The organism is Lysinibacillus sp. COL-1 (genome assembly GCF_059814265.1).
The window spans coordinates 25,860-39,979 of record NZ_JCAWSJ010000001.1; the positions used below are offsets into that span (position 1 = coordinate 25,860).

Genomic DNA, 14,120 nt, shown 5'->3' on the forward strand with positions numbered 1-14,120 from the left:
TTGAATAACTTTTTTTATTTCTTAACTTTCCAAATCAAAATGATAATTGAAATTAATAAGATACTTATTACAATTTTCCATATTAAATTTACTTGCATAAAACCATATACTGCACCTGCTTCAAAGATTAAAGCTGGTATTTTTCCAATCGTACTAGCAAGCGTAAATGTGCCTAAAGACACCTTAGAAAATGCACTAGTAAAAGTCACAAGACCTGATGACATAAAAGGTAAAATCCTTAAACTGACAATTATCCAAAATGCATCAGAACCTTCCAACTCCTTTAATTTTAAAAGTTTAGGGTGCAATACGAACGGTCTTTTCCATTTATTGATTCCTTTTCTATATAAAATAAAGCTAATAACTGCACCAATTGATTCACCGATAATAGAAATCAGCAAACCGTTGAATACTCCAAAAAACACAAGGTTAGTGGCTGTAACAAAAACACTTGGTAGTACACCTATAATACTAACCAAAGTATTTATCATTAAACTAACCAAAATTGCAAATAATCCAGATTGTTCTAGTAAATGAAGTAATTTTTCTTCCATGATTAAACGCTATCTTTTTTAACCTATTACTTGCATATAATGAACTATTGTTAATAAACAACAACTGCCTGTTCGCCTAATGCTTCATAACTATTAAAAAATGCTCCCTTATCCAATGTTATAATTCCCTTACGTGGATCCATTACTTCCACAGTAGTATCTCCCACAGATAATAGTACCATTGTATGTAAATTTTGATACATTTGATGGTATTCACCTGTTTCTTCAATAATCCATCCCCCTTTAACCTTTGGTGGTGAGAGGTCCAATGTTACCCATGTAATAACTGGTATTCCCTGTCTAATATAATTTGTTATTTCTTTTATTGTTCTTCCACTAATATTTTTTGCTTGTAAATCTAACTTTCTCTCTGTGATAAAATTATTAGCTGCTTTGACAATTGGTTCGGCAAAAACATATGTACCCGTTTCTAGATTACTTGGCTCGCCGCCATATGCTTGATTAGGATTTGGCCCATACTTTTTTTTCATTTTGTATTCAAAAGATTGTTTAGGTAAATAATTTTGATCCATTTCTAATTTAGATGTTTCTGCACCATAGTAATTAAGTACTGCTGTAAGAGTAGTTATTTCACACCCATTTGGTAGTTCAGGATTTTGTAGAATTACAGGTACTCCAAATCCTTTATTATGATTTACTGCATATGTTTGAACCAATATGGATTGTGTAGATGACGTATACGTAAATTTTTTTTCTGTTAAATACATCCCTGTTGTAAAATTGTCTGGACTCCCTACTTTTACTGTATAAGTTTCATTTGGTTGTAAATTATAAAATTCTGCCTCACCTTTATCCAAACTAATTGTTGAATCTATTTCTTTCCCTTCTTCATCGAGTAATTCCACATATAGATCATTAAGTGGATCTCCACTAAAATATTCAACTGTTAAAACTGCTATTTTATTTGAATTGATATTTTCGTTTGTACAACCCTTTAAAAAAACTACTAATACTCCCAAAGTGAAGATAATTCCTCTCTTTCTAATTTCCCACGCCTCCTCAGTTATTGTTATATTATTAAAAATGAATATAACGAATAATTATGGAGAAATTATGGATTAAAATTAAAGGATATTATAGAATTTCTAAAACTAAAAAAGATGTCCAATTTGTCAAAATTGACTCGTCGAACATCTTTAAGTATTTAATTTTTATGGAGAAGATAATTCACTTTCCGTTAGCCATTTATGATTTTTTATTTTTTCACCATTAGTAGAAGTGTAGTCAACCACATACACAGTAGTTTCTTCTGCGGAATCAATTTTTGCAGTTACCCCTTCCATACCCTCCATATGATTAGCATTTATAATAACCTGTGTTCCTGGTTCAAATGGCTCTGAACCAGCACCTTCTATTTCTTCTTGAATGACCCACTTATGATTTGTTACTCGATTTCCACCATTTGTAGGAGCGTAAGATATAGTATAGACTATTGTATCGTATGCCCCTACAATTGTTGCTTCAGCTCCATCCATGCCTTTCATGTGATCTGCATGAATTATTGCTTTTGTCCCAACTCCAAACTTAGGATTTTCAGCTTCTTTTAAACCTTCAGGAAGTTCATTTGAACTAGGATTCATTTCAGAATGGTCCATACCTTCCATATCTTTCTCGGCCATTTCATTTGTCTGCATTTCTTGTTGACTTTCTTTCTTATTTGTATTTCCTGTACATGCAGAAAGCATTAATGCAGCAACTATAGTAACAAGACTCATTATAATTTTTTTCTCCATCATAGTCCTCCTACTCGCAGGCTTGAATTTTTGTATTCCCAATCATCATAAATTTACTTTAGGGATATTTCATACGAGTTTTTCTTTATTTAGAATCACCAAGAAAATTTAATATATACATTTTAAAGATACCTTCCTTATTCATTTTTAAAACCTGGATTGTCAAAAATGTTGAAACAGCAAAAGGGGTAAGGAGCTTTTTTTAAATTAATTCATATAATGAGATTAACCAATTTTTTAAGGAGTAGATAACCATTGATAACGAAGCTTTTAAAACATTTTCTGATTCTCAATTATTAATTGAATCTATTGAAAAACTAGGTGATGAATTATTTGCATTAACTGTGGAAATTGCATTGAATGTCTTAAAGACTGTAAGTAGTGAAGATGGCCAATTTACAAGCGATTTTTCTTCGCCATCAAGTTACTTGCAACAACAGATAGATTATTTGATTTCTGAATTAAAAATGGTAAACGAAATTATACAAAGTAATGAAAACGAAGCAAAATAATATTTGTGATTGTATCCATATGCTTCAAAATTAATACCCTACTTTTATTTGAGACTAAACATTTTTTATTTCACCGTCATCTTATTTATCAAAAAATAGAGCTTATCTAAATATATAGATATACCTTATGCCCTGTTAATAATAACTGGGCATTTTCAAATAAGTATCATTGTATTTAATTTGACAACTCCATTTGTATATCAATTACAAAATCAAAGCTAATTACTTAATTATAAACTTGCCAACCATACCAAGCTCCTTATGTCCTGGAATAGTACAAACAAATTGATATTCTCCTGTATTAATGGGAGTAAAACTCATTTTTTCTGTATTTTTAGGCCCAACATGGAGATGAATCATATTCTCCTCCTTTTTGTGATGTACATGATTATTACTACTAATAGTATTTGATGTTGGTATTGTAACTTCAATATCATGTTCTATATTATCTTTATTAATTAATTCTAATGAAACCGGTTGATTCTTCTCCAAAATTACTTCAGAGGGCGAATACTTCATATTTTCTGTTTCTATAGAAATAATCTTAATCTCTTTCTTTTCTAATTTATTTTGAGCGTTCGAGTGTAGATTATGATCCACTAAAGAAGAGTCTTTAATAAAGTTTATTTGTTTTTCGGCAAAAGGAATGCCCCCAAAAAAGTAGAAGAGTATAAAAACCGAAAAGAAGAAGGGTGTTAAAAAGCCCATTTGACTTTGGAATGTTTTTTGACTTTTACTTGGAAGTAGCGCAAATAAAAAAATAGTGAAAATTGATAGCAACAGAAAAATTCTTATTAATACAATGGATTGCCCGCCATCCACCATTTCACCTAACATTGCCCCCATCATACCAGCCATTAAACCTGCCATTAAACCTTCTAACATAGGTAATAATCCAAAGTTGCAACCACTTAAAAAGCCAATGCTTGCACCGAGAATAATTGAAATAATCGTTGAGTAAAACAAGTTCCCTTGAAAGGTAACTCCAAAAAGTATTCCTAATGTTAGCCCTACATTCATACTAAAAAACATTGAAATAGTCATACCTTGCATAGGCTTAATAGTCTTTTTCATAATTCTTGAAACCATTATGACAATTAACAATAAAAACATTAGTGATACTAAGACAAACATTTGATAAAATCCCACATATCCATCCTTTAACAATTTAATTAGCCTGTCTAAAATACACACCGTATACCTTATATAGGTATGCTCGAAAGAGAGTATTTATTTTATTATTACTTGATTTAAGTTTTATTTATCTTCAAGTAACATCACCTAGTTATTATTGCAGTGAGATTACACCGAGTATATTAAGTCACCAATTTTAATATTCTGCACAAATCAGTAATATAAATGAAAAATTTAGTATCTCTATTCCATGCTATTCTTACTTTAATCAAAAAAGCGATTGCTTTTCGAAAGGAGTAAGTTTAGTGAAAAAGAGATGGTTACTACCGGTTTTTGCGTCATTTGTAATTTTTTCAGGAATAGGTATGAATGATGCTGAAGCAGCATCAGTTACTGATTTGACGAGTACAGCGAAAGATTATATAGGAGCTCCTTATAAATATGGTGGGAATGATATTAATACAGGTGTAGATTGTTCAGCATATACAAAGTTTATATTTTCTAAGTTAGGTATTTCTTTAGAGCGCACATCTAAAGACCAATATCAGCAAGGTACTTCTGTTTCTAAAGATAGTTTAAAAGCAGGTGACCTCGTATTTTTTAATACTTCAGGCAACGGCATATCTCACGTTGGAATATACATAGAGAATGGTAATTTTATATCAGCTACTCCAAGTTCGGGTGTTAGAATTGATAAATTAAACGATCCTTACTATTGGGGTTCTCGTTATATAGGTGCAAAACGTATTGCAAACTTTACTACAAATGAAATAGCTCAAGCAGAAGTTAAAGGTGAAGAGATAGACTTTTCCATTTATGCCTCACGTGGAGCAGTAGCCATACAGCTTGCTAAAGCTTTAGCATTAGATACAAGTGATACAAACTCAAGTTTCCCTGATGTTAAATCATCTTCTGAACAAGCTGGAGCTATAGTAGCACTAAAAAAACTTGGAATTTTTAATGGAGATAGTAATGGTAAATTTAACCCAAATTCACCGATTACTCGCGGTCAATTAGCAAAGGTTTTAGTTGAAGCATTTGATTTAGAACAACAAGGAGAACCAAAGAATTTTACAGATGTAACGAGTACTCATTGGGCCAAAAATTTTATAGCAGTTCTTTCATCAAATAAGATTACGCAAGGTAAAGGTGATGGCACATTTGGCGTAAACGACAAAGTAACATTAAATCAATTAAATATCTTTATAGAACGATTAACTCGATAAATTTTGTTCGAGGACTTAAATTAAAAATGGCGGCTCATTTATTCAGAGCCGCCATTATAACCTTCCCAGAACTTCTTAGAGTAAAACTAATTTATTAACTCTTCTTTTCCTATCCGTTTTAAAAATTTGAAAAACGTTTCTCGTTTTTTTCCATTCTGTGAATATACATTTATAATCTTTTCTATTTTATCGTACAATTCATCTGGTGTTAGATTCTCTTGCAACAAAGATCCCACCTCTGCATCTTTCCCTTTTGCTTTTCCTCCAACATATAAATTGTAATGGTCTTTAATTTTCATAATCCCTATATCACTTAACATTGGTTCACCGCAACCAACAGGGCAACCTGTGTATGCAACTTTAAGAGTGAATGGTACAGCTTTTCCTGCTATACGATTATTTATTTCTTTTGCTACTGGCATCCCCTCTTCTTCTTCTCCTTTGCAAAAATTACATGTTCTCAAACTCTTTACAAAGTTGCCAACTGGATAACAAGATAAATTAACACGGTTGAATTCTTCAATTATTTCTTCTTTTTTATTTTCCGGAATTTCTAGATAGAGTTGTTGGAAGGTTGTTAACTCAAGCTGTGCGTCGTCTTCCATATATTTGGTGATCGTTAAAAGTTGTTTAGAATTTAGTTTTGCCCCAAATTCTATTCCCCCATTAACGGCAATTTTAATTTTTTTATCTTCATTACTCATACCAATTTTCCTCCATACTTTCCCAAACAATTAATTTATTTTGCTCTTTACCTACCTAAGGATGGTTTATCTGATGAAAATAGTAAGTTAAATTATGTCAGTTAAACTATTGCGTATTTCTTTATAAGTAAACCCAATAGAGTAAAGTTTACAATTGAATTAAAGGGTTATTTATTATCTAATTTTACTCTTTGTAAGCGTAATGCATTTAAAACTACAGATACAGAACTAAATGCCATCGCCGCACCTGCTACCCATGGAGCAAGTAGACCTATTGCAGCAATAGGAATACCCAAAGTATTGTAGGCAAATGCCCAAAATAGGTTTTGCTTAATATTCCGCATTGTTTTTCGACTCATTAAAATAGCATCTGCAATACTATTTAAATCGCCACGAATTAACGTAATATCAGCAGCTTCCATGGCAACATCCGTTCCTGTACCAATGGCCATACCGATATTTGCTGTGGCCAATGCCGGAGCATCATTAATACCATCTCCCACCATCGCTACATTTTTCCCTTGTGCTTGTAGCTTTTTCACCTCGTCTGCTTTACCTTCAGGCAATACTTCAGCGATAACTTGATTCACGCCTACTTCTGTTCCTATCGCTTGAGCTGTACGTTCATTATCACCAGTCATCATAATGACTGTAATGCCCATATTCTGTAGTCGGTGGATTGCCTCTTTTGACGTATCTTTAACTGTATCAGCAACAGCTACTAAGCCTGCATACTGACCATTAATGGCAGCAAGCATTGCTGTTTTACCGTTTCGCTCTAACTGCTCCATTGTTGGTAAAATATTATCAATATTGATTCCGTATTGTTGCATTAATTTTCGTGTACCAATGACAACTCCTTGACCTGACACAGTTGCCTGCACACCATAACCTGGAATAGCCTCAAAAAATTGAACTTCTCCTAATGCTATGCCACGTTTTTCTATGCCCTGTACTATAGCTTCTGCTAACGGATGCTCTGACTGTTTTTCAGCAGCCCCAATTAATGATAAAAAACGAGCTTCCTCCTGCTCTGAATCTAAAAGAACGTCTGTAAGAACAGGCTTACCATGTGTTACTGTACCTGTTTTATCTACAACCACTGTATCAATACTTTGTGTTTGTTCTAAATGTTCTCCACCTTTAAATAAAATACCAAATTCAGCTGCACGACCTGAACCTGCCATTATGGAGGTTGGCGTTGCTAACCCAAGCGCACAAGGGCAAGCGATTACAAGTACTGCAATTAAGACCTCTAAAGCTGGTGTAAATTCTCCTGGGCGAACCCAAATGATCCAAACTAAAAATGTGACAATTGCAATGCCAACAACAATTGGTACAAAAACCCCCGAAATTTGATCTGCTAAGCGTTGAATTGGTGCTTTTGATCCTTGAGCATCCTCAACCACTTTAATGATTTGTGCTAACGCTGTGTCACGACCAACCTTTGTCGCTGTCATTTTAATAAATCCATTTTTATTAATCGTCGATCCAAATAATTGATCGCCTTGCTTTTTATCAACTGGTAAACTTTCACCTGTAAGCATTGATTCATCAACAGCTGTTGTTCCCTCTATTACCTCACCATCTACAGGTATCTTTTCACCTGGTTTCACTAGAATAACATCGCCAATGATAACTTCTTCTAAAGGAACCTCTTTTTCTACACCGTCACGTACAACAATAGCGGTTTTAGCTTGAAGTCCCATTAGTTTTTTTATGGCTTCAGATGAGCGTCCTTTTGCTTTGGCTTCAAATAATTTACCTAATAATATTAATGTAATTAATACAGCACTCGTTTCAAAATAAAGATTTGGACCATGATGCGACCCTATCGTCACAATCGCTTGATAAACACTATAGAAATAAGCTGCTGATGTCCCCATGACCACAAGTACGTCCATATTAGCACTACCATTACGTAAAGCTTTATATGCCCCTACATAGAATTGCTTACCAACAATAAATTGCACAGGAGTAGCCAATACCATTTGGATCCACGGATTCATTAGAAATTCTGGGACATATAAAAATGATGTAAAGGAAAAATGTCCAACCATCGTCCAAAGCAGCGGTAAAGAAAGAATAGCCGATAAAATAAATTTTCGTTGTTGCTGTTTAATGGCCTTTTCTCGATGGTCCACTGTTTCCTGTTCATCAGCCTTTTGATGAGCCCCATAGCCCAATTTCTCCACCTTCGCAATGATGTCTACGATTGACACTTCAGATGGATTAAACTCAATCATTGCTTTTTCCAGGGCTAAGTTAACATTGGCAGAAGAGATACCACTTAACTTATTTAACCCTTTTTCAATGCGAGTTGCACAAGCTGCACATGTCATACCTGTAATATCAAGTTCCGCCTTTTGTTTAACAACCCCATAACCAAGTGCTTCTATTTTTTTTTCGAAATCTTCTTCACTTAATTTTGCTGGATTGTACTTAATAGATGATTTTTCAAGCGCTAAATTAACAGTCGCTTGTTCCACACCATCCATTTTATTTAAACCTTTTTCTATACGAGTTGCACAAGCTGCACAGGTCATTCCTGTGATCTGAATGCTCGCTTCTTTTAATGTATTACTCATGATGCTGTTCACCTTCCTCATACCCAATAGGGGTATATATTTTTGAAAACAAGAGAGTGCATTTATGCACTCTCAAAAATATTATTTTACCTCATATCCCTGTTCTTCTATTGTTTCCTTAATTTTCTCAAGCGATACTTGGGATTCATTAAACGATACTTCAACTTGTGCATCTTTTAAATTCACGTTTACTTGATCAACACCTTCTAATTTCCCTAAACTTTTTTCAACAGTATTTACACAATGACCACATGACATTCCAGTTACCTTTAAGATTCTATTTTCCATAAAAATCCCTCTCTTTTGAAATATTTTTATAAAATGTAAAAGGGTATTAATAATTTTTTTATATTTCCTTTTAACTTTCGAATTGTGATTTTAACTTATATTGGCTTCATCACTTTTAATGCAGTTTATCATTATCAAACAAGCTTTCTTTAAACGATAAATTTGTAATTACATCATCACCGTAAATTATCAACCTCCTCTAAACACACATTCATGTTACCATACCCCAGTTAGGTATGTAAAGTGGTGTTTTAATTTACTATATGCGTCACTAATTATGCAGTATATGTTAAATATCACGTTTATTTAACATTCAAACACTGTGACTTAATTAAATTTTTTAGCAGTCCATCAAAAAACTCTGCTCCTAAATAAGCAGAGTTTAAAACATTTTCGCGTTAGAAGAATTACTTTTATTTATCATTGATTCTTCATTTATAAAATCAAATCTTCTACACAGCCATTTTTTTACATACTTCAGCGCATCGGTAACATGTTTCTGCACATTCTTGGCAATGTTTATGATGTTCATGTTTTTTACAAACATCACCACATGCCTGACAAATCTCAGCACATAATTGACAAATTTGCTTTACGAATGGACTACCAGACTGCATCGATTTAGCAGAAAATGCACAAATATCGGCACATTCTCTAAGGGTACGAATGCACTCCGCTAACATTTTAACATCATCTTCTTCTAGACATTCATGATAACATTTATTACATTCCTTCATACACTCTAGACAAGCTTTAATACATTCTTCATAGCTCATTTTCAATTTTAAATACCTCCTGTTAATTTAGTCTGTCTTATTATAACCACTCCTATTTACTATATACCCCATTCAATCATAACTAATCTTCCCTATTGATATTAAACGGGTCTTCGGAATATATAGTGGAATTACTTTCTTAATAGTTTAAAAACAACTGGTGTTTAAATCGGATTTTCTGGTGGGATGTTAGGATAATCAATAGTATTATATAAAAGTATCAATCACATACGAGTGATACTTTGGGAAAAAAATAAAATAGTCCAATTTACTTGACCGTGTACTATGGTACACGGTTTATAATATTCATGGGGTGAAATAAGATGATTTATCGCATTAGTGAGTTTGCAGATAAATGTGGAGTTAATAAAGAAACGATCAGATATTACGAGCGAAAAAATTTATTACAAGAACCTCACCGAACGGAAGCTGGTTATCGGATATATTCATATGATGACGTTAAGCGTGTTGGGTTTATTAAACGAATACAGGAACTTGGTTTTTCTTTAAGCGAGATTTATAAATTACTTGGTGTTGTAGATAAAGATGAAGTTCGTTGTCAAGATATGTTCGAATTTGTTTCTAAAAAACAAAAGGAAGTGCAAAAACAAATAGAGGATTTAAAACGAATTGAAACTATGTTAGACGACTTAAAACAACGATGTCCAGATGAAAAGCAATTACATTCGTGTCCAATAATAGAAACATTAACATGAGAGATTAATTAACGAAAGGAGCTTTTTTATGAATAAATTTAAGGTAAACATTTCAGGAATGACTTGTACGGGTTGTGAAAAACACGTAGAATCAGCACTTGAAAAGATAGGTGCTAAAAATATTGAGTCTAGTTATCGTCGTGGTGAAGCAGTATTTGAACTGCCCGATGATATTGAGGTTGAAAGTGCAATAAAGGCGATTGATGAAGCAAATTACCAAGCCGGAGAAATTGAAGAAGTATCATCACTAGAAAACGTGGCGTTAATTAATGAAGACAATTATGACCTTCTTATTATTGGTTCTGGTGCTGCTGCCTTTTCTTCGGCAATTAAAGCTATAGAATACGGTGCAAAAGTTGGAATGATTGAGCGTGGAACGGTTGGGGGAACCTGTGTGAATATTGGCTGTGTTCCGTCAAAAACTCTTCTTAGGGCAGGGGAAATCAATCATTTATCAAAAGACAATCCGTTTATAGGTTTACAAACATCCGCTGGAGAAGTGGATTTAGCTAGTTTAATCACGCAAAAGGATAAATTGGTGAGCGAACTTCGGAATCAAAAATATATGGATTTAATTGATGAATATAATTTTGATTTAATTAAAGGTGAAGCAAAATTCGTTGATGCTAGTACGGTTGAGGTCAATGGGGCAAAGTTATCTGCAAAACGCTTTTTAATTGCAACAGGTGCATCGCCTTCGTTGCCCCAAATTTCAGGACTTGAAAAAATGGACTATTTAACTAGTACAACACTTCTTGAGTTAAAGAAAATACCAAAACGATTAACTGTAATTGGTTCAGGATACATTGGAATGGAGCTTGGACAACTATTTCATCATTTAGGTTCAGAAATAACGCTTATGCAAAGAAGTGAGCGACTTTTAAAGGAGTATGATCCTGAGATTTCAGAGTCAGTTGAAAAAGCGTTAATTGAACAGGGTATAAACCTTGTCAAAGGGGCAACTTTTGAGCGTGTTGAACAAAGTGGAGAGATAAAAAGGGTTTACGTAACAGTAAATGGCAGTAGAGAAGTCATTGAATCAGATCAGTTACTTGTTGCCACTGGAAGAAAACCAAATACGGATTCTTTAAATTTAAGTGCAGCAGGTGTTGAAACTGGAAAAAATAATGAAATCCTGATCAATGATTTTGGTCAAACAAGTAATGAAAAGATTTATGCAGCAGGAGATGTGACTTTAGGACCACAATTTGTATATGTAGCAGCCTATGAAGGTGGAATTATTACTGATAATGCTATTGGTGGATTAAACAAAAAAATAGATTTATCGGTAGTTCCTGCTGTTACGTTTACGAATCCGACGGTTGCAACGGTTGGTTTAACAGAAGAACAAGCAAAAGAGAAAGGGTATGATGTGAAGACATCTGTATTACCTTTAGATGCTGTTCCAAGAGCAATTGTAAACCGTGAAACAACCGGTGTATTTAAACTAGTAGCAGATGCAGAAACACTAAAAGTATTAGGGGTTCATATTGTATCTGAGAATGCAGGAGATGTCATCTATGCAGCATCATTAGCTGTTAAATTTGGCTTAACGATAGAAGATTTAACAGAAACCCTAGCACCATATTTAACAATGGCTGAAGGGCTAAAATTAGCTGCACTTACGTTCGATAAAGATATTTCGAAATTATCTTGTTGTGCAGGCTAAGGGAACTTTTTTACAACTCCCTATTCAAGTGAACCAGCTAATGCTTTAAGGGATTTTCTAAGTGCATTTGTGGTCACAAAAATAATTTAACACTGATGATTTCGACATCAAATCTATAATTGATACCTTAACACCGCAGAGTAATAAAGGATGAATAATATGTCAGACTTATTATCCCTACCAGACATTAAAACAATAGAACCGCCACAAGAAAATGAAACCGATATGATGTTTAAAGTTGAAGCAGTCGGACCACCTGAACGTTGTCCTGAATGTGGTTTTGACAAGTTGTACAAACACAGTTCAAGAAATCAACTAATTATGGATTTGCCCATTCGTTTAAAGCGAGTGGGCTTACAATTGAACCGTAGACGATACAAGTGTCGTGAATGCGGATCTACCTTCTGGGAACGCCTAATATCTGTAGATGAAAAGCGTAGTATGACCAAAAGGCTTTTAAAGTCCATTCAAGAGCAATCCATGTCTAAGACCTTTGTAGAAGTCGCAGAAAGCGTTGGTGTTGACGAGAAAACCATTAGGAACGTTTTTAAGGACTATGTGGCACTCAAAGAACGTGAATACCAGTTTGAAACTCCTAAGTGGCTTGGGATAGACGAGATACATATTATCCGTAGACCTCGGCTTGTATTGACTAATATTGAACGCAGGACTATTTATGACATCAAGCCTAACCGTAACAAGGAAACAGTCATCCAACGTCTTTCAGAAATCAGTGACAGGACTTACATTGAGTACGTCACAATGGATATGTGGAAGCCCTACAAAGACGCAGTGAACACTATCCTTCCACACGCTAAAGTTGTCGTAGATAAGTTTCATGTAGTTAGAATGGCTAATCAAGCCTTAGATAACGTCAGAAAGTCTTTGAAAGCCCATATGAGCCAAAAAGAAAGACGTACCCTTATGCGTGAAAGGTTTATCCTTCTAAAGCGTAAACACGATCTAAATGAACGTGAATCATTCCTCTTAGATACTTGGTTAGGTAATCTTCCTGCTTTAAAAGAAGCCTATGAACTCAAAGAAGAGTTTTACTGGATATGGGATACTCCTGATCCAGATGAAGGTCATCTTCGTTATAGTCAATGGAGACACCGTTGTATGTCCAGCAACTCTAAAGACGCATATAAAGACCTCGTGAGAGCCGTAGACAACTGGCATGTCGAAATATTCAACTACTTTGATAAAAGGCTCACTAATGCTTATACGGAGTCAATTAACAGCATTATTAGGCAGGTAGAGCGAATGGGTAGAGGTTACTCGTTTGATGCCTTACGAGCCAAAATCCTTTTCAATGAGAAGCTCCATAAAAAGCGTAAGCCACGATTTAATTCAAGTGCTTTCAATAAAGCTATGTTATACGATACTTTCAATTGGTATGAAGTGAATGATCACGACATTACAGACAACTTTGGTGTCGATTTTTCCACACTTATTAAGAATTTGGAGAAGGGTGATTTATAAGCCCTTTTCCACCATAAAATCCGAATACCCTATTAAACTAAGAGAAGCTTCATGAGACCTATCATCATACTAATTATGATTCCCATTCCTATGATTGAATAACTAATTACTTTTAAGTCATCTTTTTTTTGCAATCGACAGTATTTTTTATAACTAACTTCTCCATTTGCGAACATAAGACCAAATTGATCAGGTTTAATTGAATAAAATACACCATTCTCGTCTTCTAAAATTAGTTTTGTTATAAGGTTCTCCCCGTTCGATTTTTGATTATGAGTATTGCTTCTCGAGCCTTCAATCCTCACCACTTTGTATATGGAGTTCCCCAAAATCTTTTCTGTTATATGAAAAGCTTGATCTTCTATAAAGTTGTTATTTATACACACTTATATCCCCCCTCTGTTCACTAAGCTTCTGATATACTATATGTAAAATTTAATATATAGTTTGGGGTACCGTCAGGAAAATGCAGATTTACAACGTTAAGGAAATTATAATAGAAAAAAGTCCAATTTCTCAGTATCATAAAAATTTATCATACAGCAGATTCACCTCGGTATGAACGAACTAAGTCAGAAGTCATTTTTTGTATGCGAGCTCCTTTATATTTAGTAGTGAGCTTTCCCTAATTGGTAATTGGAAGTAATGGGTGATATACAAGCCTTTCTGTATATCACCCATCATTTAATAAGGGATCACCTAGTTTGAATGTGTTAA

The 14,120-nt window shown here is 34.0% G+C and carries 13 protein-coding genes; 5 read left to right on the plus strand and 8 right to left on the minus strand.

Annotated features, from left to right (window positions below):
• Nucleotides 1-14 precede the first annotated feature (14 nt).
• The 4 genes from AC6BKE_RS00120 to AC6BKE_RS00135 all read right to left on the minus strand — a co-directional run bounded on the left by AC6BKE_RS00120 (nt 15) and on the right by AC6BKE_RS00135 (nt 3,969).
• A complete protein-coding gene (locus AC6BKE_RS00120; RefSeq protein ID WP_009374061.1) occupies nt 15-554 on the minus strand; it encodes a TVP38/TMEM64 family protein in 540 nt (179 codons plus the stop codon).
• A 50-nt stretch (nt 555-604) separates the two neighbouring features.
• Nucleotides 605-1,534 carry a C39 family peptidase gene (locus AC6BKE_RS00125; protein WP_009374070.1) on the minus strand — a complete coding sequence of 310 codons (930 nt, stop codon included), beginning with the start codon at nt 1,532-1,534 and terminating at the stop codon, nt 605-607.
• Nucleotides 1,535-1,726: 192 nt separating this feature from the next.
• Nucleotides 1,727-2,308, minus strand: coding sequence for a YdhK family protein (locus AC6BKE_RS00130; RefSeq protein ID WP_009374071.1), 582 nt, complete (start codon nt 2,306-2,308; stop codon nt 1,727-1,729).
• 734 nt (nt 2,309-3,042) lie between these two features.
• Nucleotides 3,043-3,969 (minus strand): cupredoxin domain-containing protein, encoded by a 927-nt coding sequence (locus AC6BKE_RS00135; protein ID WP_051145745.1) that lies wholly within the window; start codon nt 3,967-3,969, stop codon nt 3,043-3,045.
• A 290-nt stretch (nt 3,970-4,259) separates the two neighbouring features.
• Here AC6BKE_RS00135 and AC6BKE_RS00140 point away from each other — a divergent pair, with 290 nt between their 5' ends.
• Nucleotides 4,260-5,180 (plus strand): C40 family peptidase, encoded by a 921-nt coding sequence (locus AC6BKE_RS00140; protein WP_009374075.1) that lies wholly within the window; start codon nt 4,260-4,262, stop codon nt 5,178-5,180.
• 86 nt (nt 5,181-5,266) lie between these two features.
• On the opposite strand, the gene AC6BKE_RS00145 is transcribed toward AC6BKE_RS00140, so the two are convergent.
• The 4 genes from AC6BKE_RS00145 to AC6BKE_RS00160 all read right to left on the minus strand — a co-directional run bounded on the left by AC6BKE_RS00145 (nt 5,267) and on the right by AC6BKE_RS00160 (nt 9,542).
• A complete protein-coding gene (locus tag AC6BKE_RS00145; RefSeq protein WP_009374077.1) occupies nt 5,267-5,884 on the minus strand; it encodes an NAD(P)/FAD-dependent oxidoreductase in 618 nt (205 codons plus the stop codon).
• 167 nt (nt 5,885-6,051) lie between these two features.
• On the minus strand, nt 6,052-8,472 hold the full coding sequence (locus AC6BKE_RS00150) for a heavy metal translocating P-type ATPase (protein WP_009374078.1): 2,421 nt from the start codon (nt 8,470-8,472) through the stop codon (nt 6,052-6,054).
• Nucleotides 8,473-8,553: 81 nt separating this feature from the next.
• Nucleotides 8,554-8,760 carry a copper chaperone CopZ gene (gene copZ, locus AC6BKE_RS00155; RefSeq protein WP_009374080.1) on the minus strand — a complete coding sequence of 69 codons (207 nt, stop codon included), beginning with the start codon at nt 8,758-8,760 and terminating at the stop codon, nt 8,554-8,556.
• Between the two features lie 452 nt (nt 8,761-9,212).
• Nucleotides 9,213-9,542 (minus strand): four-helix bundle copper-binding protein, encoded by a 330-nt coding sequence (locus tag AC6BKE_RS00160; protein ID WP_009374082.1) that lies wholly within the window; start codon nt 9,540-9,542, stop codon nt 9,213-9,215.
• Between the two features lie 317 nt (nt 9,543-9,859).
• Between AC6BKE_RS00160 and merR the strand changes: the two genes are divergently transcribed.
• The 4 genes from merR (at nt 9,860) to AC6BKE_RS00180 (ending at nt 14,032) form a co-directional block, all read left to right on the plus strand.
• Entirely contained in the window at nt 9,860-10,252 is a 393-nt protein-coding gene (gene merR, locus AC6BKE_RS00165; RefSeq protein ID WP_001863748.1) for a mercury resistance transcriptional regulator MerR, read from the plus strand.
• 28 nt (nt 10,253-10,280) lie between these two features.
• On the plus strand, nt 10,281-11,921 hold the full coding sequence (gene merA / locus AC6BKE_RS00170; RefSeq protein WP_002440486.1) for a mercury(II) reductase: 1,641 nt from the start codon (nt 10,281-10,283) through the stop codon (nt 11,919-11,921).
• Between the two features lie 159 nt (nt 11,922-12,080).
• Nucleotides 12,081-13,403, plus strand: a complete 1,323-nt coding sequence (locus AC6BKE_RS00175; RefSeq protein WP_009374086.1) for an ISL3 family transposase — start codon at nt 12,081-12,083, stop codon at nt 13,401-13,403.
• A 530-nt stretch (nt 13,404-13,933) separates the two neighbouring features.
• The gene (locus AC6BKE_RS00180) at nt 13,934-14,032 is read left to right on the plus strand and encodes a sunset domain-containing protein (RefSeq protein WP_449290221.1); all 99 of its coding nucleotides are present in this window, start codon (nt 13,934-13,936) and stop codon (nt 14,030-14,032) included.
• Nucleotides 14,033-14,120 lie beyond the last annotated feature (88 nt).